Source organism: Afipia sp. OHSU_II-C1 (assembly GCF_000497575.1).
Classification (GTDB): Bacteria; Pseudomonadota; Alphaproteobacteria; order Rhizobiales; family Xanthobacteraceae; genus Afipia.
This window is the reverse complement of record NZ_APJI01000004.1, coordinates 309929-331538: the sequence shown is the minus strand read 5'-3', so window position 1 is coordinate 331538 and position 21610 is coordinate 309929. Positions and strand designations below refer to the sequence as shown.

Genomic DNA, 21610 nt, shown 5'->3' with positions numbered 1-21610 from the left:
CACCATAATAAGCGGTCGCCCGCCGCGGTTTTGACTGCTTTTGCGGGCGTTTGGACCCCAATCGGCATATATGAGCGATCAATCACCAAAATCCGGCCTGCCGGCCCCCGACGTATCGATTGTGGTTCCGGTCCGCAATGAACAGGACAACGTCGCGCCGCTGATCGCCGAGATCGCGGCGGCGCTCGATGGCCGCTGGGCCTACGAGATCATCTACGTCAACGACGGATCGACGGATGCAACCGGCGAGCGGCTCGCCGCGGAGATGAAGGCGCGAAGCAACGTGCGCCAGATCCGGCACGAGACCTCCAGCGGCCAGTCGGCCGCGGTGCGGACCGGCGTTCGCGCGGCACGGGGAAAGATCGTCGCGACGCTTGATGGCGACGGGCAGAACAATCCGGCGTTTCTTCCGGCCTTGATCGAGGCGATCGAGAAGGGCGGCGACAAGGTCGGCCTCGCGGCGGGACAGCGCGTCGGCCGCAAGGACACCGGCTTCAAGCGGTTTCAGTCGCGCGCGGCCAACGGCGTGCGCAACGCGATCCTTCATGACGGCACCCGCGACACTGGCTGCGGATTGAAGGCGCTGCGCCGTGATGTGTTCCTTGCTTTGCCATATTTCGATGGTCTGCATCGCTTTCTTCCGGCGCTGGTGCGGCGGGAGGGATACGACATCGTCTATGTCGATGTGATCGATCGGCCGCGCCATTCCGGTGTATCGAACTACGGATTCTTCGACCGGCTCTGGATCGGCATCATGGATCTTGCAGGCGTGTGGTGGCTGATCCGCCGCAAGAAATCCACGCCGGTTGCGACGGAGGTGACGTGATGCTGATTCAGTTCGGTCAGCAACTCGGCGACTATCTTTACGACGTCTTCGTCGCGAAGTTCGATTTCTGGCTGGCGTTCGGCCTGATCGCGCAGTTGCTGTTCACGGCACGCTTCCTCGTGCAATGGATATCGAGTGAGCGTGCGGGCCAGAGCGTTGTGCCGATGGCGTTCTGGTTCTTTTCGATGGGCGGTGGACTGATGACGCTGGTCTACGGCATCGCCAAGCGCGAGCCGGTGATCATCCTGGGGCAGGGACTGGCGACCCTTATCTACATCCGCAACATCATGCTGATCGTGAAGAACCGCGGTTCAGGCTCCAAGGTCGAGAAGAGCTGAAAAGTCAGCAACTCGTCATTGCGAGGAGCGCCGTCACCCGAAGATTTCTCTGGTGTCATGGCCGGGCTTCGTCCCGGCCAGCCACGTCTTGCTTGACCCTTGCTTTTCAGAAGACGTGGATGCCCGGCACCAGGCCGGCCATGACGAACTTGGGCTAAGTGATCGATTTCTTGTCGGTTACTACGCCGCCGCCTTCAGCGCCGCGAAACCTCGCTCAAGATCGGCCTTCAGGTCATCGAGATTTTCCAGCCCGATGTGAAAACGCAGCGTCGGCCCGCCCGGATTCCATGTCGTCGCCGTGCGGTAGGACGAACAGTCGAACGGAATCACGAGGCTCTCGAAGCCGCCCCACGAATAACCCATGCCGAACAGTGTGAGGGTGTCGAGGAAGGCGTCGACCGCCTGCTTCGGCGCCGGCTTCAGCACGATGCTGAACAGACCGGTTGCGCCGGTGAAGTCGCGTTTCCAGATCGCATGACCCGGATCGGTCTCCAGCGCCGGGTGAATGACCCGCTGCACTTCCGGGCGCGAGGCAAACCAGCGCGCCATCTCGAGACCCGCTTGTTGGTGATGCGCGAGTCGTACAGCCAGCGTTCGGAGTCCGCGGAGAGCCAGAAAGACATCGTCCGGCCCGGCGCAGACGCCAAGCAGCCGAATCGCCTCCGTGATGAGCGGCCAGGTTTTCGCGTTGGCGGAAATGGTGCCGAACATGATGTCGGAGTGACCGCCGATGTATTTCGTGCCGGCCTGAATGCTGATGTCGACGCCCTGATCGAGCGAGCGGTGAAACAGCGGCGTCGCCCAGGTGTTGTCATCGACGACAAGCGCGCCCTTGGCGTGGGCGATGGCCGCGATGGCCGGAATGTCCGGCATCTCGAATGACTGCGATCCAGGCGCCTCCACGAGGACGGCCTTGGTGTTCGGCCTGAACAGCTTCTCGATGCCCGCGCCAATCAGCGGATCGAAATAGGTGGTCTCGATTCCGTAACGCTTGAGCAGGCTGTCGCAGAAATTCCGGGTGGGGCGATAGACGCTGTCGATGACGAGTAAGTGATCGCCTGCCTTGAGAATCGCCAGAAGAGCTGTGGAAATCGCGGCCACGCCGGACGGTGCCAGTCCCACGCCGGCGCAGTTCGGTCCCTCGAGCGCCATCAGGGCCTGCTGGAGCGCCTTGGTGGTCGGCGTGCCGTGCCGCCCGTACTGAAACTCGCCGCGGTGGGCATGGAGGTCTTCGGCGGTCGGATAAAGCACTGTCGAACCGCGCACGATCGGCGGGTTGATGAAGCCCTTTTGCGCAACGGTGTCGCGTCCGGACGTGACCAGTTCGGTCTGCGGATCAAGCGGTTTCGAGGGATGGCTGTCTTTTGGGGAAGTCATGTGACGATCACTTGTGCAAGACATCTTGCCACAGCCGCGGAGGGGGCTGCTCGACAAAAGGCAATGTGCTGCCTTATGGGTCAGTAAGCTGACCGCAATGGCGGACGTCAACCCCTTGACCCGTCGCGTTCGGCGTTCTGTTATGCAGACCAGATATTTAGCTGGGATTTGTGTTGCTTCAGCAGGATCGTTTCGCTCCGTGCGACGTTGTTCGTCGCCAGCGCGGAATTGCCGGGAAAGGTCATTCTATGAAACGGGTATCGCTCGCTCTTATTCTCGCGGCATTCGCCATTCAGGCAGCCCAGGCACAATCGCAGGACAAACCGAAGGATCGGGGCACGCTTCAGAGCATCAAGGATCGCGGAAGCCTGTCCTGTGGCGTCAGCCAGGGTCTGCCCGGATTCTCGGCCCCCGACGACAAGGGCAACTGGGCGGGTCTCGACGTCGACGTCTGCCGCGCCCTTGCAGCAGCGATCTTCAACGATCCGACCAAGGTGAAGTTCGTACCGCTGTCCGCGAAGGACCGGTTCACAGCCTTGCAGTCCGGCGAAATCGACGTGCTGTCGCGCAACTCGACCTGGACGCTGTCGCGCGATACCTCGCTCGGCCTGAACTACACCGGTATTTCCTACTACGACGGCCAGGGCTTCATGATCCGCAAGTCGCTCAAGGTCAATTCGGCGCTGGAGCTGAACAGCGCGTCGATCTGCGTGCAGACCGGCACCACGAACGAGCAGAACGTCTCGGACTACTTCAAGGGTAACAACATGAAGTACGAGCTGATCGCGTTCGGCACCGCGGACGAGACGGTGAAGGCCTACGAATCGGGACGCTGCGATGTGTTTACCTCCGACGTCTCGCAGCTTTATGCCGAACGCCTCAAGCTCGCAGCGCCGGGCGACCACGCCGTCCTGCCGGAAGTGATTTCCAAGGAGCCGCTCGGACCGGTCGTTCGTCACGGCGACGACCAGTGGTTCGACATCGTGAAGTGGACGCTGTTCGCGATGATCAACGCCGAGGAATACGCGGTGACGCAAAAGAACGTCGATGAGATGGCGAAGTCCAGCAAGCCCGAACTGAAGCGGATTTTCGGGACCGACGGCAATCTCGGCGAACAGCTTGGCCTGACCAAGGACTGGGTCACGCGCATCATCAAGGCGACCGGCAACTACGGTGAGTCGTTCGATCGCAATGTCGGCGCCGGATCGAAACTCGGTATCGCCCGTGGACTGAACAAGCTCTGGAATCAGGGCGGTCTTCAATACGCGCCGCCGATCCGTTGACGGCATTGCCGGAACCGGCAATGGCAGCTGAACCCCGCAAGCCTCCGCTTCAACTGGTTGCACGGCTCCGCCGCGCACTCGGCGGGCAGGCGGGGTGGGGCGGTGTGATCGTCCAGATCCTGTTCGTCGCTGCCGTTATCTGGATCGGGTATGAGATCGTCGAGAACGCGCGGGCCAACCTTCAAGCGCAGCGGATCGCGTCCGGCTTCGGCTTCCTGTCGAACACTGCGGGCTTCGCCGTCAGCCAGGCGCTGATCCCATATTCCGAGACCGACACCTATGCGCGGGTGTTTGTTGTCGGGCTGCTCAACACCCTGCTGGTCTCCATCGTCGGCATCATCATCGCGACCATCATCGGCGTGCTGGTGGCGCTTGGGCGGCTGTCGCCGAACTGGCTGTTGGCGCGGATTTCCGGCGGCTATGTCGAGGTGATCCGCAATCTCCCGCTGCTGTTCCAGATTCTGTTCTGGTATCTCGCCGTGCTGGCGACGCTGCCAAGCCCGCGTCAGAGCATATCGCTGTTCGGAACGATCTTCCTGAGCAATCGTGGACTGATCGTGCCTGACCCGGTCCCGCAGCAGGGGTTTGGCGTATTCATTGTCGCCATTGTGCTCGGTATCCTGGCGTCGCTGGCGATGCACGTCTATGCCCGCAGGCAACTGTTTGCCGCCGGCGAGAAGCTGACGATCTGGCCGTTCGTGCTGGCGATGCTGATTGGTTTACCGGCGCTGGCTGTTCTGGTCTTCGGCGCGCCGTTCGCATTCGACATGCCGCAGTTGAAGGGCTTCAACTTTGCAGGTGGCGCAAAGGTTCTGCCGGAATTTGCCGCGCTCACCATCGCGCTCTCGACGTATACGGCAGCCTTCATCGCGGAGATCGTGCGCGCGGGCATCCAGTCCGTGCCCAAGGGGCAAATGGAAGCGGGAGCGTCGCTCGGGTTGTCGCGCGGCGCGACATTGCGGCTGGTCGTGATCCCGCAAGCGATGCGCGTGATCCTGCCGCCGCTGACCAACCAGTATCTCAACCTCACCAAGAACTCATCGCTGGCGGTTGCGATCGGCTACCCCGATCTGTTTTCCGTGTTCGCAGGCACCACGCTGAGCCAGACCGGGCAGGCAGTGGAAATCATCGCGCTCACCATGGGCGTCTATCTTTTGATCTCGTTGGTGACGAGCGCGATCATGAGCTTCTACGGCTGGCGTCTGAACCGGAGCCTTGCCGCATGACGGAACAGGCCGCATTCGTCCGGCAGACCATTGTTGAGGCGCGCCGCGCTCCGGTCAGGACCACGGGCGTGATCGGCTTTGCGCGCGAGCGGCTGTTCAATTCGCCACTGAACATCATGATCACGCTGATTGGTGCGGCGCTGCTGTGGCTCATTCTGGTGCCGGTCATCAGGTTCCTGTTCGTCGATGCGGTGTGGACGGGCAGTGATCGCAATGCCTGTCTTGAGGCCAATGTCGGGCGGGTGGTCGGTGCGTGCTGGCCGTTCGTACACGCGAAGTTCGACCAGTTCATCTATGGCTTCTATCCGGAGGACCAGCGCTGGCGGGTCAATCTGACCTTTGCGCTTGGCGCGCTTCTGCTGCTGCCGTTACTGATCCCGCGCGCGCCCGCGAAGGCGCTGAACTCCGGACTGTTCTTCGCGGCCTATCCTGTGATCGGCTTCTTCCTGCTGCGGGGCGGCGGGCTGAAAGGCTTTGCCATTCACTGGCTGGCGGATCTCGGATCGGGACTGGCTTCCAGCTTCCAGGACGCAGGCGCGCGGCTGGCGGCCACGGCCATTGCGGGGGTCTTGGGACAGGGCCTTTCATTCATCGGCAGGGCCGTCGGATGGATCGGCGATGGCCTCGCGATCCTGATGTGGCCGGTTCAATGGCTGCATGATTATACCGAACGATTCCATTCGCCGCTGTGGGCCGATCTCGCCGCGACCGCGATCATCGTCTCGTTGCTGATGTTCTTCCTGACCGGGGGATTTCGCAACGGCTGGCGCGCGCTGTTCAAGAGCATCGCGACCTTTGCCGGGATTGCCATCGTCATTGTCGTGATGGGCCTCGATAAGGGCGGCCTGCCGATCGTCGATACCCGCTCATGGGGCGGTCTGCTGGTGACACTCGTCGTCTCGGTCACCGGGATTGTCGCGTCGATGCCGGTCGGCATGATCCTGGCGCTTGGACGCCGCTCCACCATTCCGCTGATCCGTGTGTTTTCGATTGCCTTCATCGAATTCTGGCGCGGTGTGCCGCTGATTACGGTTCTGTTCTTCGCGACCTACATGCTGCCGCTGTTCCTGCCCGGAAACTTCACCGTCGATGGACTGGTGCGCGTGCTGATCGGCATCGCGTTGTTCGCGGGCGCCTATAACGCGGAAGTCATTCGCGGCGGCCTGCAGGCGGTTCCGCGCGGGCAGGCGGAAGCGGCCAGCGCGCTCGGCCTGTCGTACTGGAAGACCACGGGCCTGATCGTGATGCCGCAGGCGCTGCGCAACGTCATTCCGGCGCTGGTCAACAGCTTCATCGCGCTGTTCAAGGACACCACACTGGTGCTGATCGTCGCGATCTTCGATCTGCTCGGGCAGTTGCGTGCGTCCTTCGCCGATCCGAACTGGGCGTCACCGACGACGCTGTTCACCGGCTTCGCCTTCACCGGAATGATCTACTTCGTGTTCTGCTTTGGAATGTCGCGCTATTCGCTGTTCGTGGAACGGCGGCTGAATGCTCACAAGAATGTCTGAGATGAAACCATGACCGCAGATCCCATTGTCAGCATCTCGGGCCTCAACAAGTGGTTCGGCGACTTCCATGTGCTGCGCGACATCGACATGGCGGTCGGCCGCGGCGAGCGCATCGTGATCTGCGGGCCGTCCGGCTCCGGCAAATCGACGCTGATCCGCTGCATCAATGCGCTGGAGGAGTTTCAGGAAGGCCGCATCGTTGTCGACAATATCGAGCTCGGGCCGAACCTGCGCCACATCGACGCGGTGCGCCGCGAGGTTGGCATGGTGTTCCAGAGCTTCAATCTGTTTCCGCATCTGACCGTGCTGGAGAACTGTACGCTGGCGCCGATCTGGGTGCGCAACATCCCGAAGAAAGACGCCGAAGCCGCGGCGATGAAATATCTCGAGCGTGTGCGGATTCCCGACAAGGCGAACAAGTATCCCGGCCAGATTTCAGGCGGCCAGCAGCAGCGCGTGGCGATTGCGCGCGCGCTCACCATGAACCCGAAGGTCATGCTGTTCGATGAGCCGACCTCGGCGCTCGATCCCGAGATGGTCAAGGAAGTGCTCGACACCATGGTGGACCTCGCGAGGGAGGGGATGACCATGCTGGTGGTGACCCACGAGATGGGATTCGCCCGCGAGGTCGCCGACCGTGTTGTGTTCATGGACGCCGGTCAGATCGTCGAGGCGAATACGCCGGACAAGTTCTTCTCGAATCCGCAGCACGCGCGGACCAAGCTGTTTCTCAGTCAGATTTTGAGGTGAGGGATGTGGTCGTCCCGGCGCAGGCCGGGACCCATCACCCCTGTCGTCCGTGTTGTGAAGAGCGCTTCAATGATCTCGATGAGCTGAAAGGCAAGGGGTTGTGGATCCCGGCTTTCGCCGGGATGACCTCCGTTGAGATCACGCAATCTCACACCTTCTCGAATGGGGGCTTGATCGTGCTTTTGCGCTCAAGCCATGCCGGCACCGGCAGGTTCTTCGAGCGCAGGAACTCCGGATTGAACAGCTTCGACTGATAGCGCGTGCCGTAGTCGCACAGGATGGTCACGATGGTGTGGCCGGGCCCGAGATCCTTCGCCAGACGGATGGCGCCTGCGATATTCACGCCCGACGACCCGCCGACGCAGATGCCTTCATGTTCGAGAAGGTCGAACACGATCGGCACCGCCTCGCTATCTTCGATGAGATAGGCCTTGTCGACCTTGACGTCCTCGATGATCGGGGTGATGCGGCCGAGGCCGATGCCTTCGGTGATCGATCCGCCTTCGGTCGATTTGACCTCGCCGTGATCGAAGTAATTGTACATCGCAGCGCCGCGCGGATCGGCGACGCCGATCTTGATGTCCTTCTTCTTCTCGCGCAGGAACGTCGCCGTGCCCGCGAGCGTGCCGCCGCTGCCGATCGAGCAGATGAAGCCGTCGACCTTGCCCTCGGTCTGGTCCCAGATTTCGGGACCGGTCGAGACGTAATGCGCCTTGCGGTTGTCGAGGTTGTTCCACTGGTCGGCAAAGATGACGCCGTTCTTTTCGGTCTTGCGCAACTCATCTGCAAGACGCCGGCCGACATGCTGGTAATTGTTCGGGTTGCTGAAGGGCAGGGCCGGCACTTCGACCAGTTCCGCACCGAGCAGACGCAGCACGTCCTTCTTTTCCTGGCTCTGCGTTTCCGGAATCACGATGATAGTGCGATAGCCGCGCGCGGCGGCGACGAGCGCGAGACCAATTCCGGTGTTGCCTGCGGTGCTCTCGACGACAAGACCGCCAGGCCGCAGGTCACCACGCTTCTCCGCCGCCAGAATCATCTGCTTGCCGGCGCGGTCCTTCACCGACTGGCCGGGATTCATGAACTCGGCCTTGCCGAGAATGGTGCAGTCGGTCTCTTCGGACGCGCGTTTCAGCTTGATGAGCGGAGTGTTGCCGATGGCATCGATGACGTCTTTGCGAATGTGCATGATATTGAAGGACCCGGGACCGAATGTGTCAGAAGGCAAGGGGAAAAGCGGCAGGTTCATCGTTCAACCTAGAGGCCGCCCGCCGTTCCGACAAGGGCAGCGCTTGCAGGCGTGATCTGCTCGCTTTTTGAGGAGGTTGGGGCAGCCGTCTAACCTGATTTGGCGAATACGACCTGACGCACATCGATGTTGCCGGAGAGGAATCCGGCCTCGCAGTAGGCGAGGTAGTATTCCCAGAGGCGCCGAAAGCGCTCGTCGAAACCGAGAGGCATCAGGTTCGGCCATGCCGCGCGGAAATTGTCTCTCCATGTGGCAAGCGTCTTGGCATAATCTTCTCCAAAAATACGCTCGCGGATAACAGGTACACCGAACTTCTCGCCGAGCGACTTCAGGACCTGAGGCGATGGCAGCATGCCGCCGGGGAAAACGTAGCGCTGGATGAAATCAACCTCGCGCCGGTACGCGTTGAAAAATCTGTCCTGGATGGTAATCGCCTGAATGCCCGCGAAACCGCCGGGGGCAAGGCGGTCACGCAGCTGGCTGAAATACTGCGGCCAGAACTGTTCGCCGACGGCCTCGATCATTTCGATAGAGGCAATCCGGTCATATTGTCCGCGCTCATCGCGGTAATCCTGAAACCTGATCTCGACCTTGTCGCTGAGCCCGGCGGCCTGCATCCGCTTCTGCGCGAAATCGCGCTGCTCGGTGCTGATGGTTAATCCGACGACCTTCGCATCGTAGTTCTTGGCGACGTATTCGGCGAAGCCGCCCCAGCCACAGCCAATCTCCAGCACGCGCTGACCGGGTTGAAGATTGATCGCCTCGGCAAGCCGCCGGTACTTGTTGTGCTGCGCAGCAGTGAGGTCGTTGGTGCCGTCCTCGAACAGCGCCGACGAATAGGTCATGCTCGGATCGAGCCACGCCGAATAAAACGAATTTCCGATGTCGTAGTGCGCGTAGATGTTGCGGCGGGCCTGCCGTTTGGTGTTGCGGTTGAACCAGTGGCGGAGCGACTGCACGAACCGTGCGACCGGTTTGCCGCCAAGCATCGTCTGGATCAGATCGTGATTGACGCAGAAGATGTAGAGGAACTGCGTCAGGTTGGGCGTATCCCACTCACGGCGCAGATAGGCTTCGGCAATGCCGATGTCGCCGCCCCGCGCAAGCCGCCACGCGAATCCGTAGTTGTAAATCGTCATTTGCGCGGCAGGGCCGGGCTCCAGCCCGCCGCAGCGCACTGTCCGACCGTCAGGCAGGGTGACGTCAAGCGTGCCGCGCCGCAGGTTGGATGCGAACTTGATGGCGAGTCGGACCAGCTTGGGTACATCCGGCAGCGACGCCTCGACAGTGTCGGGGGTCAGAATGATCAGGTCAGACATCGCGCAATTCCGTCAGTGTGATGTGGCTCTGCGTCCAAATCTTCTGCTCGCGTGTGCCGGCCGTTTATTCGCCGAACTGTCCTTCGCTGTTGGTCTTGCCACAATTCTTGCGCCCTTTAGCCAAAGACGCAAGGCCTCCCAATGAATCGCCGCCATGATTTTAAAGGTCACCAACGGCAGCGCAAAGAAGGTCCGGATCAGCGCTGCCGAGGTCAGTCGCCGCCGTTTGCCATTGAAGGCCGCCGCCAGAAGCGGGCCGTCCGGACCGGATTCCAGAATGCGCAGCTTGACGCTGTCGCCCGGCGGCACAATCCGGAAATGATACCGCATGGCCATGTCGATGAACGGGGAGACATAGAACTGCTTGTCCTGCTCCTGCCGGATGCCGGCGTTGCTGATCTGGTCCGGCGTCACAGGCAGCGCATATGAATGGATTTCGCCGAATGTGTTGCGGACCTCGTAGACGAGCATCGCCAGCGTGCCATCGGCGCGATGACAAAAGTACACCGACAGCGGATTGAAGGTGTAGCCGAGCAACCTCGGATAACACAGCAGCAACACCTTGCCGCCGGTCAGGTCGATGCGGTGCCCGGCGGCGCGGCGCTGAATGTAATCGCGCAATGAACAACCGTTCCGTTCGCCGTGATCGGATTCATGGAAGCTGTAGAGCGCCGCGCGGTTGACGCCGAACAGATGCGACTGCCGGTCGGCGTCGTCCAGCCGGTCGAGGTCGATCAGCAGGCTCATGACCTTGTAGCTGAAACGGTGTCCCATCGGTCGGAGCCGCGCATGCATGACCTCGCCGAGATACAGCGATGCTGCCTCTTCGGACGTCACCTGCAAGCTGGCAATCTTGTCCGGCATGGTCACTCCGCTGCTTGCGCGAGTTCATCCGGCGGCACACGCCACGGCACGGATGCGCCCAGCGCTTCCGCGATCGCGAGCCCTGACTGCAATCCGTCTTCGTGGAATCCGTATCCGGTCCATGCGCCGCAAAACCAGGTGTGACGCTTGCCCTGAATGTCCGGCAGACGCTTTTGCGCAGCGAAGGCCGCTGTATCGTACTGCGGATGGTCGCACAGGTAGCGGCCGAATGTCAGGTCCGGATCGGGTGCGAACGGCGGATTGAGGCTGACGAACAGCGGATGAGCATGGTCGAGCCCCTGAAGCGGGTTCATCCAGTAGGTCACCGCGACATCGTTGACCGGTGCTCCGTCTCGCTTCCAGCGCAGGAAATTCCACGACGCCCACGCATTCCTGCGTTTTGGCATCAGCCGCGGATCGCGGTGCAGATAGACGGTGTTGGGAGCGTAACGGATATCGCCGAGCACGCTGTGTTCGTTCCCGTCGGCGTCGGCGAGCATCTTCAATGCCTGATCGCTGTGCGCCGCGATCACCACGTGATCGTAGATGTCGGTGTGGCCGAGACTGTCTTTAACGACAACGCCATGGCCGGTACGTTCAATGGATGTGACGGCACAGCCGAGGCGCAGTCGGTCGCGGAATGCCGCCGTCAGCTTGTCGACATAGACCTGGCTTCCGCCCTGGATCGAGCGCCACTTGGGGCGGTCGTATTGCAGAAGCCGGTGATTGCTGAAGAACGCGACGAAGTTCTCTGCCGGAAATTCGAGAATGCGATCGGTCGGCGCGGACCAGATCGCCGCCGCCATCGGCGCGAGATAGTCCGACAGCAGGCGAGGCGCAAATCCGCGCATCTTGAAATAGGAACCGAGCGACAAACCGGTCAGCGTACCGTCCGCATGATCCTTCACGCTTGTCTCGTTAAAGACGAGGATATCGCGCAGCATCCAGAGGTACGACGGGGAGAGCAAATTGCGTGGCTGTGCAAACAGGCCTCTGGCGGTTTCCGGCCAGGTATCGCCGCCGCCCTTCCATTCGAAGCGTCCGGCGTCGGCGGTCACCGCGAAGCTCATGCAACTCTCGACTGTTGCGATGCCGAGATGCGCCAGCAATGCCGTGAAGCCGGGATAGTTCACTTCATTGTAGACGATGAACCCGGTATCCACCGCGACCGGCGTTCCGTCATAATCGATATTGACCGTGTGACTGTGACCGCCGGGGCGAAGCTCGCGTTCATACACGGTGACCGGGTATCGCTGCGACAAGGCCCACGCGGCGGCATTGCCGGCGATTCCCGTTCCAATAATCGCGACTCGCATTCCAGGTCCCCGTGATCAACCGCTGTCCGAGATACGGGGGAGTCCTGTTAAGGTTTCATATTGCTCTAGCTCCACATGAAATCTTGGTAAGGCTTTTCGCCGTTTAGGCCGATGAATGCAGGAAACCCTTTGTTTATGGGGATAACTCGGATTCGGGACCTGATACCCGGGAGGCACAGGTCGCCCTTGTCTTGGGGAGCGCAATGGAACATCCCTGTCCGCCGCCAGAACTGCCCTGTAGAATGGGATTCTGGCCCGTTGGAGAGTGCTTACGCCGGTGTTTGAGCTGCCTTTCAAGTTGCGACGTGGAGCGTTTCCGCGGCCTTCGCTCGCGCTGGGCGCGGCGCTGGCTTTGGCGGCCATGTCTGGCGGCTGCATCCTCACGGCCGACCTGCCGGACCCGGCGCTGGACGTGCCAGCGGCCTACAAGGCAGCGTCGGGTGACACCGAGAGCAAGCCGCCCACGCTGGACTGGTGGCGCGGTTTCCGTTCGCGTGAACTGACCGTCCTCATGGAGGAGGCCCAGACCGTCAACCTCGACATTGCCGCCGCGGTTGCCCGGATCCGGCAGGCGGACGCGCTGGCCCAGACCGCGGGCGCTGCATTGCTGCCGAGTCTGACCGGCACTTTCTCCGGTTCGCGGTCGCGCTCGTCGAGAACGACAGGCACGGTCACAAGCGCAACCCCGCTCACGGGACGGGGCGAAGTCACGAACCACACCGCATCGCTCAGCGCCAGCTACGAGATCGATTTCTGGGGCAAGAACCGCGACGCCCTGCTGGCCGCCGAAGAGACTGCCAACGCCAACCGCTTCGATCGCGACGTTGTTGCGCTCACGGCGCTGGTGAGCGTCGCCAATGCCTATTTCAACGTGGTGGCCGCGCAGGAGCGCATCAACATCGCGACGCGCAATATCGCCAGCGCGCAGCGCATCTACGACGCGATCAAGGCGCGGGTCGATGCAGGCACGGGCTCCGATCTCGATCTCGCGCAGCAGGAGAGCCTGCTGGCCAACCAGAAGGCGTCGGTGCCGCCGCTGCGGCAGGCGCTGGATCAGAATTCCAACATTCTCGCGACGCTGGTCGCGCGCCCGCCGGAGCGGGTGCGGCTGACCGGCGGGTCGCTGGGAAGCCTTGCGATTCCTCGCGTCACGCCGGGGATTCCATCCGATCTGTTGACTCAGCGGCCCGACATCCGGCGTCAGGAAAACCAGTTGGCGTCAGCGACCGCCAATGTCGGCAGCGCGCGCGCGCAGTTCTTCCCCAGCATTCAGTTGACGGGACAGGGCGGCTACCAGAGCGCGCAACTGGCGATGCTGTTCACCCCGCAGTCGGCGTTCTTCAATGTGGCCGCCGGACTGACGCAGCCGATCTTCGACGCGGGGCGAATTCAGGCCAATTTCGACCTGCAGCAGGCACGTCAGGACGAGTTGTTGCAAACCTATCGCAAGACTGTGGTCTCGGCCTTTGCCGACGTGGACACGGCACTCTCGACCCTCAAGCAGGCCAACGAGCGGCTGCGGCTTCAGCGCATCGTCGTGGCATCCTCCCGAAGGGCGTTCGAGCTGTCCGAGCGGCAGCTTCGCGCCGGCACGGCCGACATCGTGACTGTGCTAAACACGCAATTGACGCTATTTCAGGCTGAAGATTCGCTGGCGCAGTTCCAACTCGCCCGGCTGCTGGCGGTCGTAACTCTCTATCAGGCATTGGGCGGTGGTTGGTCGCCAAGGACGGAAGGGCCGGCGAATGCTCTTTAAGCCCGATCTGAATGACAAGGCCAAAGCGGCTGGCGAGGGAGTCGCGCGCGTGGCCTCGGGTGCACGGAGGCGAACCGTCTCGATTGCCGTGTGGCTGCTCATCATCGGCGGCCTTGGCTATCTCGGCTGGACCTATTTCAAGAAGACCGAGACCGCGACCCGCACAAGACCCGATTTCGCGATCCCCGTGCTGGCCACGATGCCCCGCGTCGAAGACGTTCCGGTCTATCTCGACGGTGTCGGCACCGTCCGCGCGCTGAACAACGTGACCGTGCGCGCGCAGGTGAACGGCAAACTGCTGTCGGTGAATTTCAAGGAAGGCCAGGACGTCAAGAAAGGTGACGTCCTGGCAGAGATCGATCCGGTGATTTACCAGGCGCAGTACGATCAGGCCGTCGCCAAGAAGGCGCAGGACGAAGCCACCCTCGCCAACGCGCGCATGGATCTGGTCCGCTATCAGCAGTTGGCAGCATCCAAGGCAGGCTCCGCGCAGCAGGCGGACACCCAGAAGGCGCTGGTTGCGCAACTCGAAGCACTGGTGAAATCCGATCAGGCTGCGATCGACAACGCGCAGGCCACGCTCGGCTACACAAAGATCATCGCGCCGTTGTCCGGACGCGCCGGACTTCGTCAGGTCGATCAGGGCAACATCGTCCAGACCTCGGACGCGACGGGCGTTGTGGTGATCACGCAGCTTCAGCCGATCGCCATTCAGTTCAGCCTGCCGCAACAGCAAATCGTCCGCGTCAACGCCGCTTCAGCGAAGGGGCCGTTGTCGGTGGATGTGTTCGGCAATGACGGCAAGACCGTTGTCGACACCGGCAAGGTGGCAGGCATCGACAATCAGGTCGATCAGACCACCGGCACCGTGAAGATCAAGGCGGAATTTCCCAACGAGAATTTCCAGCTCTGGCCCGGACAGTTCGTCAACGTCCGCCTCAAGGTGAACACCCTCGACAAGGCCATCGTGATTCCGACGGCTGCGGTGCAGCGCGGACCGGCGGGCACGTTCGTCTACGTCATCGGTCAGGACAATACCGTCGCCGCGCGCCCCGTCAGTGTGACATTGCAGAACGAAACCATCGCCGTCATCGCGACCGGTGTCACGGTCGAGGATCAGGTTGTGACGACCGGCTTTGCCAATCTGTCCGAAGGCGCGAAGGTCAGCATCAGCAAGGACTATCAGGCTCCGACGCCGGACCTTGCGCCGCGCAGGCAAAAGGGATCGGGCGGGCCGGGCGGCGGCCAGCGCGGCGAGAAAGGCGAACGGCGCGGCGCGAGGGAGCAGGGAGCTGCACCGCAAGGCGGGCAACAGGGCGGCGGCACGAAAGCGCCGCAGTGAGCCTGCGATCGAAACAGGATTTCTCACCGTCATTGCGAGGAGCAAAGCGACGAAGCAATCCAGCTTCCCATATCCAAAAGATGGATTGCTTCGCTTCGCTCGCAATGACGATGGAAAATCCGCGACTTGATGATGTTCTAGAGTCCAACCCGTGAGCGCGCATCGATGAGCGTCTCTGAGCCATTCATCCATCGGCCGATTGCGACCTCGCTGCTCGGCGTGGCGCTGCTGATCGGCGGCGCGCTCGGCTACTGGGCGCTGCCGGTGTCGGCGCTGCCGCAGGTCGATTTCCCGACCGTGCAGGTCACGACCCAGTTGCCCGGCGCCAGTCCCGATGTCGCCGCATCGCTGATCACCGCGCCGCTGGAGCGTCAGCTCGGGCAGATCCCGTCGCTGGTCTCGATGACTTCGACCAGTTCATTCGGCGTCAGCCAGATATCGCTTCAGTTCGATCTCAACCGCGACATCGACGGCGCGACGCAGGACGTGCAGGCCGCAATCAATGCCGCGGCGGGCGTGCTGCCGAAGAACCTGCCGTATCCGCCGACCTATGCGAAGGTCAATCCGGCCGATGCGCCGGTGCTGACGCTGGCGATGACGTCGGAGACATCGCCGCTGCGCGCGATGAGCGATCTCGCCGACACCATGATGGCGCAGCGCCTCGCACAGATTTCCGGCGTCGGCCGCGTCTCCATTCTCGGCGGACTGAAGCCTGCGGTTCGCGTGCAGGCCGATCTTGCCCGGCTCGCCGCTTACGGCATCTCGATGGAGGACCTGCGGACCGCGATTGCCGGCGCCAACGTATCGGGCCCGAAGGGATCGCTCGACGGCGCGCAGCAGGCCTACACCATCGCGGCCAACGACCAGATCGCCACCGCCGACGCCTACCGGCCGATCATCATTGCCTACCGCAACGGATCACCCGTCACCATCGGCGACGTCGCCCATATTGTCGATGGACTCGAGAACGAGAAGACCGGCGCTTGGTATCAGGGCAAGCCCGCGGTCGTCATCGAGATCCAGCGCCAACCCGGCGCCAACGTGATCGAGGTGGTGCGGCAGATCCGCGAAGAGATTCCCAAACTTCAGAAGGCTGTTCCAGCAGGCGTGGACCTCACCGTGGTCAGCGACCGCACCGTCACCATCAAGGCGTCCGTCCGCGACGTCCAGTTCACGCTGGTGCTCAGCGTTGTGCTGGTGACACTCGTCGTTCTGATTTTTTTGCGCTCGCTGCGCGCCACACTGATCGCGGGCGTCGCGCTGCCGCTGTCGCTCATTACCAGTTTCGGGGTGATGTACTTCGCCGGCTTCAGCCTCGACAACCTGTCGCTGATGGCGCTGACCATCGGCACCGGCTTTGTGGTCGACGACGCCATCGTGATGATCGAGAACATCGTCCGGCACATGGAGGACGGCGAGGGTGTGATGGACGCCGCGCTGCGCGGCGCCAGCGAAATCGGTTTCACGGTGATCTCGCTGACGGTCTCGCTGATCGCCGTGTTCATCCCGCTGCTGTTCATGTCCGGCCTCGTCGGACGGATGTTCCGGGAGTTCGCGCTGACGCTGACGATTGCGGTTGTGACATCCGCCGTGGTGTCGCTGACCCTGACGCCCATGATGTGCTCGCGGCTGCTGAAGCGGCATGACCAGGAGTTCCAGGTTCCGGGCCTGAAGACGATCAGCGGCTGGATCGACCGGATGGTCGCCTTTTACGAGCGTACGCTGCTCTGGGTGCTGCAGCATCAGCGCGCGACACTGGTCGTCACCCTTCTGACGATCATTGCGACACTGGCGCTCTATGTGGTCGCGCCGAAGGGATTCCTGCCGTTGCAGGATACGGCATCGATCACCGCGGTCACCGAGGCCGGCACCGAGGTGTCCTTCACCGACATGAAGTTGCGGCAGACCCAGGTCGCCGATGCCATCAAGGCCGATCCCGATATCGTCGGTGTCGTCTCGGTGATCGGCGCGGGATCGGTGAACCCGACTACGAATGTCGGACGCCTCGTGATGACGCTGAAGCCGCGCGGCGAGCGCAAGACGGACATCGCCGTGGTGGTCGACCGCCTGAAGCAGCGCGTCGCCGCCGTTCCCGGCATGACGGTCTACTTCCAGGCGGTGCAGGATGTTCAGATCAGCACACGATCAAGCCGGTCGCAGTATCAGTACACGCTGACCGCCACCGACGCGCCTTCCGTGGTCGAATGGTCGAACAAGCTTGTCCAGGAAATGCGGCGCGATCCGCTGTTCCGCGACGTCTCGTCGGACGGGCAGGAGGGCGGTCTTCGGGCGCTGGTCAATGTCGATCGCCAGCGCGCCGGCCAGCTTGGCGTCTCGGTGCAGGCGGTCAACGACACGCTGAACGACGCTTTTGCGCAGCGCCAGATTTCAACGATCTTCGGTCAGGCCAATCAGTACCGTGTCGTTCTCGAAGCGCTGCCGGAATATCAACGCGATCCGTCGGTGCTGTCGAAGCTGTATGTTCCGGGCGCTGCCGGTGCGTCAGGCGCGCCGACTGCGCAAGTGCCGATCGATGCTGTGGCCACCGTGATCCGGACCACGGCGCCATTGTCGATCGCCCATCAGTCGCAATTCCCTGCGGTCTCGCTGTCGTTCAATCTTGCGCCGGGCGAAGCGCTCGGCAACGCGGTGGAGCGGGTGGCCGAGATCGAAAAACGCATCGGTATGCCCGGCAACATCGTCGGCGTGTATTCGGGTGACGCCGCAGAGTTTTCCAAATCGTTGTCCGGCCAGCCGTGGCTGATCCTCGCGGCACTGGTGACGATCTACATCGTGCTGGGCGTGCTGTACGAGAGCTACATCCACCCGATCACCATTCTCTCGACGCTGCCATCCGCCGGTGTCGGCGCGATCCTGGCCCTGATCATCTGCGGGCAGGATCTGTCGGTGATCGGCCTGATCGGTATCATCCTTCTGATGGGCATCGTGAAGAAGAACGCGATCATGATGATCGACTTCGCGCTGGAAGCGGAGCGGCATCAGGGCCTATCGGCCTACGACGCCATCGTGAAGGCGTGTCTGTTGCGTTTTCGACCGATCATGATGACGACGCTCGCGGCGCTGTTCGGCGCGTTGCCGCTGGCGCTCGAAAGCGGAACCGGATCGGAACTGCGTTTCCCGCTCGGCGTGTCGATCATCGGCGGATTGATCGTCTCGCAAATCCTGACGCTTTATACGACGCCGGTCATCTACCTCGCACTCGACCGGATCAACCGCCGGATCGAAGCCGCGGTGCCGCCGGATGATTCCGGCAAGCCGTCGCCGCCGATCGCGGGAGCCACGGAGGGTGTCCAATAATGGCGTCACTCTCCGAACCATTCATCCGCAGACCTGTCGGCACCACGCTGATGGCGATCGGTCTGTTTCTGGTCGGAGCGGTCGCCTACCACTTCTTGCCGGTCGCGAGCATTCCGTCGGTCGATTTTCCCTCGATCCGGGTCTCGGCATCGCGTCCCGGCGCCGATCCGACGATCATGTCGTCGACCGTCGCCGCGCCGCTGGAGCGGCGGCTCGGTGAAATCGCCGGCATCGACCAGATCACATCGACCAGTTCGCTCGGCACCACCAGCATCTCGCTTCAGTTCGCTATCGGCCGCAACATCGACCGCGCCGCGCGCGACGTGCAGGCGGCGATCAATGCGTCGCTCGCCGATCTGCCGACCGACCTGCCGACACTGCCGAATTTCCGCAAGGCCAATCCCGCCGCGGCGCCGGTGCTGATCATCGCGCTGACGTCGAAGACGATGCTGCCGAGCGCGATCTATGACGTCGCGGACACGGTGATCGCCCAGCGCATCTCGCAGGTGCCGGGCGTGGGAGAGGCGACGGTGAGCGGCGCGGACCAGCCGGCTATCCGCGTTCAGCTCAATCCCGGTGCGCTGGCGACGGCGGGAATCGCCAGTGACGACGTCCGCAATGCCATCATCAACGCCAACGCGATTGGCCCGGTAGGCGCCTTCAACGGCCCGGTTCTCGGCGAGACGCTTGCGGCGAACCCGCAGATGCGCACGGCGGCCCAGTTCCGCGATATCGTGATCAAGTCTTCCAGCGGAAATTTTGTGAAGCTTGCCGATGTCGCCACCGTGCTCGATGCGACACGCAACAGCCGCTCCATCGCATGGTTCAACAAGCAGCCCGCCGTTCTGATCCTGATCACCAAGCAGCAGGACGCCAACGTCATCGAGACCGTGGACCGGGTCAAGGCGCTCCTGCCGGAACTGAAACAATGGATTCCGGGCGGCGTGGATATTTCGATTCTTTCGGATCGGACCGGAACCATCCGCGCCAATGTCGACGACATGGAATGGACGCTGGGAGCGACCGCCGTTCTGGTCATGCTCGTGGTGTTCGTGTTCGTGCGGCGGATGACGCCGACCATTGCGGCGGGCATTTCCGTGCCGCTGGCGCTGGCGGGGACCTGCGCCCTGATGTGGGTCGCGGGCTTTTCGATCAACAACCTGTCGCTGATGGCGCTGGCGGTCTCGGTCGGCTTCGTGGTCGACGATGCCATCGTCATGATCGAGAACATGTACCGCAATCTCGAGGAGGGCATGAAGCCCTATCAGGCGGCGCTGTTGGGAGCGAAGCAGATCGGCTTCACGGTGCTGTCGATCAGCATTTCGCTGGTGGCGGCGTTCACGCCGCTGATCTTCATGGAAGGCATCATCGGGCGGCTGTTCCGCGAATTTTCGCTGACGCTGACCTTCGCCATTCTGGTGTCGATGGTGGTGTCGCTGACCGTGACGCCGATGATCTGCGCGCACTACATCAAGACGCCGGTTTCGCCGGACGCGACCTGGTTCGACCGGCTGGTCGAAGGCAGCCTGTCGCGCATTATAAGATTTTACGAGCGGACGCTGCACGTCGTATTGCGCTTTCCAATCCTCACCCTGCTGGTGTTCGTCGCGACCATCGCAGTGACGGTGACGCTCTACATCAAGACGCCGAAGGGCTATTTCCCGACCGACGACAGCGGCCTCGTGATCGGGGCGACGCGTGCATCGCCCGATGTCTCGTTCCAGGCCATGCTCGGTCTCCAGCAGCGGATTGCGGACATTGTGATGGCCGATCCCGCCGTCGCGGGTGTCGGTTCGAGCCTCGGCGGCAGTGGCGGGCCGGGCGGAGGCTCCAACACGGGCCGCATGTTCATCAGCCTGAAGGATCTCGACCAGCGTGGCGGTCTGACGACCACGCAGGTGATCGACCGTCTCCGGCGGAATCTCAGTGCCGTGCCGGGCATCCGCCTGTTCATGTTCGCGGCGCAGGACCTGCGCGCGGGCGGACGCCAGAGCGACTCCAACTACCAGTACACGCTGATCAGTTCGGATCTCGATCTGCTGTCGAAATGGGCTCCGATCGTGGCCAAGAGATTGGAGACCGTCGAAGGGATCACCGATATTTCCAGCGACCGCGACGCCGCCGGTCTGGCGCTGAACCTGTCGATCGACCGCAAGACGGCCGCCAGCCTCGGCGTGCAGGTTCAGGACATCGACAACGCCCTGAACAACGCATTCTCGCAGCGGCAGATATCGACCATCTATACCCAGCGTAACCAGTACAAGATCATTCTGGAGGTCGATCCGCGATTGCAGGGCGATCCGACCGCGCTCGAGAAAATCTATGTCGCAGGGGCGGGCGACGCGCAGGTGCCGCTCTCGGCGGTCGTCAAGATGGAGCGCGGCCTCTCACCGCTGTCCGTCTATCATCAGGCGTCGTTCCCATCGAACACGATCTCGTTCAACGTCCCCGATGGCGTCCCGCTGCAAACCGCGACCGACAACATCCTGCGCGCGGTCGAGGAACTGCATATGCCGGAGGGCATTCGCGGCGAGTTTGCCGGCAACGCCGCCGACAGCCAGAAGACCGCGAACCGCCAGCCGCTGCTCATCCTCGGTGCGCTGATCGCCGTCTACATCGTTCTGGGCGTGCTGTACGAGAGCCTTGCCCATCCGCTGACAATCATCTCGACACTGCCGCCGGCGGGACTTGGCGCGCTGCTCGCGTTGCAGATCACCAACACGCCGCTCACGGTGATCGCCTTTATCGGAATCATTTTGCTGATCGGCATCGTGAAGAAGAACGGCATCATGATTGTCGACTTCGCTCTTGAAGGCGAACGGCAGCGCGGTCTGTCGTCGGAGGAGGCGATCTTCGAGGCGAGCATCGCGCGGTTCAGGCCGATCATCATGACCACGATGGCGGCGCTGCTCGCCGCGGTCCCGCTGGTGATCGCGACCGGGCCGGGGACGGAGCTGCGCAGGCCGCTCGGTATCACCATCATCGGCGGCCTGATCGTGTCCCAGATCCTGACGCTCTACACCACACCGGTGATCTATCTGCTGATCGACAGGCTGCGCGGACGGGAAACGCCGCGGCCCCAACCGCAAGCCTCGCCTGCCGAATAGCACCTTGCGGCGCTGTACTTTGCGGTGG

The 21610-nt window shown here is 62.4% G+C and carries 15 protein-coding genes; 10 read left to right on the top strand and 5 right to left on the bottom strand.

Annotated features, from left to right (window positions below; all coding sequences use genetic code 11):
• Positions 1 to 70: 70 nt before the first annotated feature.
• Both I554_RS0103625 and I554_RS0103620 read left to right on the top strand, forming a co-directional pair.
• Positions 71 to 826, top strand: coding sequence for a glycosyltransferase family 2 protein (locus I554_RS0103625; protein ID WP_024577894.1), 756 nt, complete (start codon positions 71 to 73; stop codon positions 824 to 826).
• Entirely contained in the window at positions 826 to 1164 is a 339-nt protein-coding gene (locus I554_RS0103620; protein WP_024577895.1) for a lipid-A-disaccharide synthase N-terminal domain-containing protein, read from the top strand. The genes I554_RS0103625 and I554_RS0103620 overlap by 1 nt, the downstream gene beginning before the upstream one ends.
• 180 nt (positions 1165 to 1344) lie before the next feature.
• On the opposite strand, the gene metC is transcribed toward I554_RS0103620, so the two are convergent.
• Positions 1345 to 2541, bottom strand: coding sequence for a cystathionine beta-lyase (metC, locus tag I554_RS0103615; RefSeq protein WP_024577896.1), 1197 nt, complete (start codon positions 2539 to 2541; stop codon positions 1345 to 1347).
• 248 nt (positions 2542 to 2789) lie between these two features.
• Between metC and I554_RS0103605 the strand changes: the two genes are divergently transcribed.
• From I554_RS0103605 to I554_RS0103590, 4 genes are read left to right on the top strand one after another with little or no spacing between them, the layout of a single operon-like run.
• Positions 2790 to 3824, top strand: a complete 1035-nt coding sequence (locus I554_RS0103605; RefSeq protein WP_024577897.1) for an amino acid ABC transporter substrate-binding protein — start codon at positions 2790 to 2792, stop codon at positions 3822 to 3824.
• Between the two features lie 20 nt (positions 3825 to 3844).
• Positions 3845 to 5050, top strand: a complete 1206-nt coding sequence (locus I554_RS0103600) for an ABC transporter permease subunit (protein ID WP_024577898.1) — start codon at positions 3845 to 3847, stop codon at positions 5048 to 5050.
• Positions 5047 to 6561: an amino acid ABC transporter permease gene (locus I554_RS0103595; RefSeq protein WP_024577899.1), complete on the top strand. Its 1515-nt coding sequence runs from the start codon at positions 5047 to 5049 to the stop codon at positions 6559 to 6561. The genes I554_RS0103600 and I554_RS0103595 overlap by 4 nt, the downstream gene beginning before the upstream one ends.
• Positions 6562 to 6570: 9 nt before the next feature.
• Positions 6571 to 7311: an amino acid ABC transporter ATP-binding protein gene (locus I554_RS0103590; RefSeq protein WP_024577900.1), complete on the top strand. Its 741-nt coding sequence runs from the start codon at positions 6571 to 6573 to the stop codon at positions 7309 to 7311.
• A 148-nt stretch (positions 7312 to 7459) separates the two neighbouring features.
• Here the strand turns inward: I554_RS0103590 and I554_RS0103585 are convergent, their stop codons facing one another.
• The 4 genes from I554_RS0103585 to I554_RS0103570 all read right to left on the bottom strand — a co-directional run bounded on the left by I554_RS0103585 (position 7460) and on the right by I554_RS0103570 (position 12059).
• Positions 7460 to 8500, bottom strand: a complete 1041-nt coding sequence (locus I554_RS0103585; protein ID WP_024577901.1) for a cysteine synthase A — start codon at positions 8498 to 8500, stop codon at positions 7460 to 7462.
• 149 nt (positions 8501 to 8649) lie between these two features.
• Entirely contained in the window at positions 8650 to 9879 is a 1230-nt protein-coding gene (locus I554_RS0103580) for a cyclopropane-fatty-acyl-phospholipid synthase family protein (RefSeq protein ID WP_024577902.1), read from the bottom strand.
• Positions 9880 to 9891: 12 nt separating this feature from the next.
• A complete protein-coding gene (locus I554_RS0103575; RefSeq protein ID WP_029659574.1) occupies positions 9892 to 10743 on the bottom strand; it encodes a DUF1365 domain-containing protein in 852 nt (283 codons plus the stop codon).
• Positions 10744 to 10745: 2 nt separating this feature from the next.
• On the bottom strand, positions 10746 to 12059 hold the full coding sequence (locus I554_RS0103570; protein ID WP_024577904.1) for an FAD-dependent oxidoreductase: 1314 nt from the start codon (positions 12057 to 12059) through the stop codon (positions 10746 to 10748).
• Positions 12060 to 12345: 286 nt separating this feature from the next.
• On the opposite strand from I554_RS0103570, the gene I554_RS0103560 reads away from it, so the two are divergent.
• The 4 genes from I554_RS0103560 to I554_RS0103545 all read left to right on the top strand — a co-directional run bounded on the left by I554_RS0103560 (position 12346) and on the right by I554_RS0103545 (position 21582).
• The gene (locus tag I554_RS0103560; RefSeq protein WP_051358573.1) at positions 12346 to 13815 is read left to right on the top strand and encodes an efflux transporter outer membrane subunit; all 1470 of its coding nucleotides are present in this window, start codon (positions 12346 to 12348) and stop codon (positions 13813 to 13815) included.
• Positions 13805 to 15157 carry an efflux RND transporter periplasmic adaptor subunit gene (locus tag I554_RS0103555; RefSeq protein ID WP_024577906.1) on the top strand — a complete coding sequence of 451 codons (1353 nt, stop codon included), beginning with the start codon at positions 13805 to 13807 and terminating at the stop codon, positions 15155 to 15157. The genes I554_RS0103560 and I554_RS0103555 overlap by 11 nt, the downstream gene beginning before the upstream one ends.
• A gap of 165 nt (positions 15158 to 15322) precedes the next feature.
• Positions 15323 to 18475: an efflux RND transporter permease subunit gene (locus I554_RS0103550; RefSeq protein WP_024577907.1), complete on the top strand. Its 3153-nt coding sequence runs from the start codon at positions 15323 to 15325 to the stop codon at positions 18473 to 18475.
• Entirely contained in the window at positions 18475 to 21582 is a 3108-nt protein-coding gene (locus I554_RS0103545; RefSeq protein WP_024577908.1) for an efflux RND transporter permease subunit, read from the top strand. Before I554_RS0103550 ends, I554_RS0103545 begins: the two co-directional genes overlap by 1 nt.
• Positions 21583 to 21610 lie beyond the last annotated feature (28 nt).

Excerpts from the sequence above, each read along its gene's own strand:
- I554_RS0103585 (WP_024577901.1), bottom strand. The coding sequence starts at position 8,500 with ATGCACATTCGCAAAGACGTCATCGATGCCATCGGCAACACTCCGCTC.
- I554_RS0103620 (WP_024577895.1), top strand. The coding sequence starts at position 826 with ATGCTGATTCAGTTCGGTCAGCAACTCGGCGACTATCTTTACGACGTC.
- I554_RS0103570 (WP_024577904.1), bottom strand. The coding sequence starts at position 12,059 with ATGCGAGTCGCGATTATTGGAACGGGAATCGCCGGCAATGCCGCCGCG.
- I554_RS0103625 (WP_024577894.1), top strand. The coding sequence starts at position 71 with ATGAGCGATCAATCACCAAAATCCGGCCTGCCGGCCCCCGACGTATCG.
- I554_RS0103575 (WP_029659574.1), bottom strand. The coding sequence starts at position 10,743 with ATGCCGGACAAGATTGCCAGCTTGCAGGTGACGTCCGAAGAGGCAGCA.
- I554_RS0103605 (WP_024577897.1), top strand. The coding sequence starts at position 2,790 with ATGAAACGGGTATCGCTCGCTCTTATTCTCGCGGCATTCGCCATTCAG.
- I554_RS0103600 (WP_024577898.1), top strand. The coding sequence starts at position 3,845 with ATGGCAGCTGAACCCCGCAAGCCTCCGCTTCAACTGGTTGCACGGCTC.
- I554_RS0103595 (WP_024577899.1), top strand. The coding sequence starts at position 5,047 with ATGACGGAACAGGCCGCATTCGTCCGGCAGACCATTGTTGAGGCGCGC.
- I554_RS0103580 (WP_024577902.1), bottom strand. The coding sequence starts at position 9,879 with ATGTCTGACCTGATCATTCTGACCCCCGACACTGTCGAGGCGTCGCTG.
- I554_RS0103545 (WP_024577908.1), top strand. The coding sequence starts at position 18,475 with ATGGCGTCACTCTCCGAACCATTCATCCGCAGACCTGTCGGCACCACG.
- I554_RS0103555 (WP_024577906.1), top strand. The coding sequence starts at position 13,805 with ATGCTCTTTAAGCCCGATCTGAATGACAAGGCCAAAGCGGCTGGCGAG.
- I554_RS0103550 (WP_024577907.1), top strand. The coding sequence starts at position 15,323 with ATGAGCGTCTCTGAGCCATTCATCCATCGGCCGATTGCGACCTCGCTG.
- I554_RS0103590 (WP_024577900.1), top strand. The coding sequence starts at position 6,571 with ATGACCGCAGATCCCATTGTCAGCATCTCGGGCCTCAACAAGTGGTTC.
- metC (WP_024577896.1), bottom strand. The coding sequence starts at position 2,541 with ATGACTTCCCCAAAAGACAGCCATCCCTCGAAACCGCTTGATCCGCAG.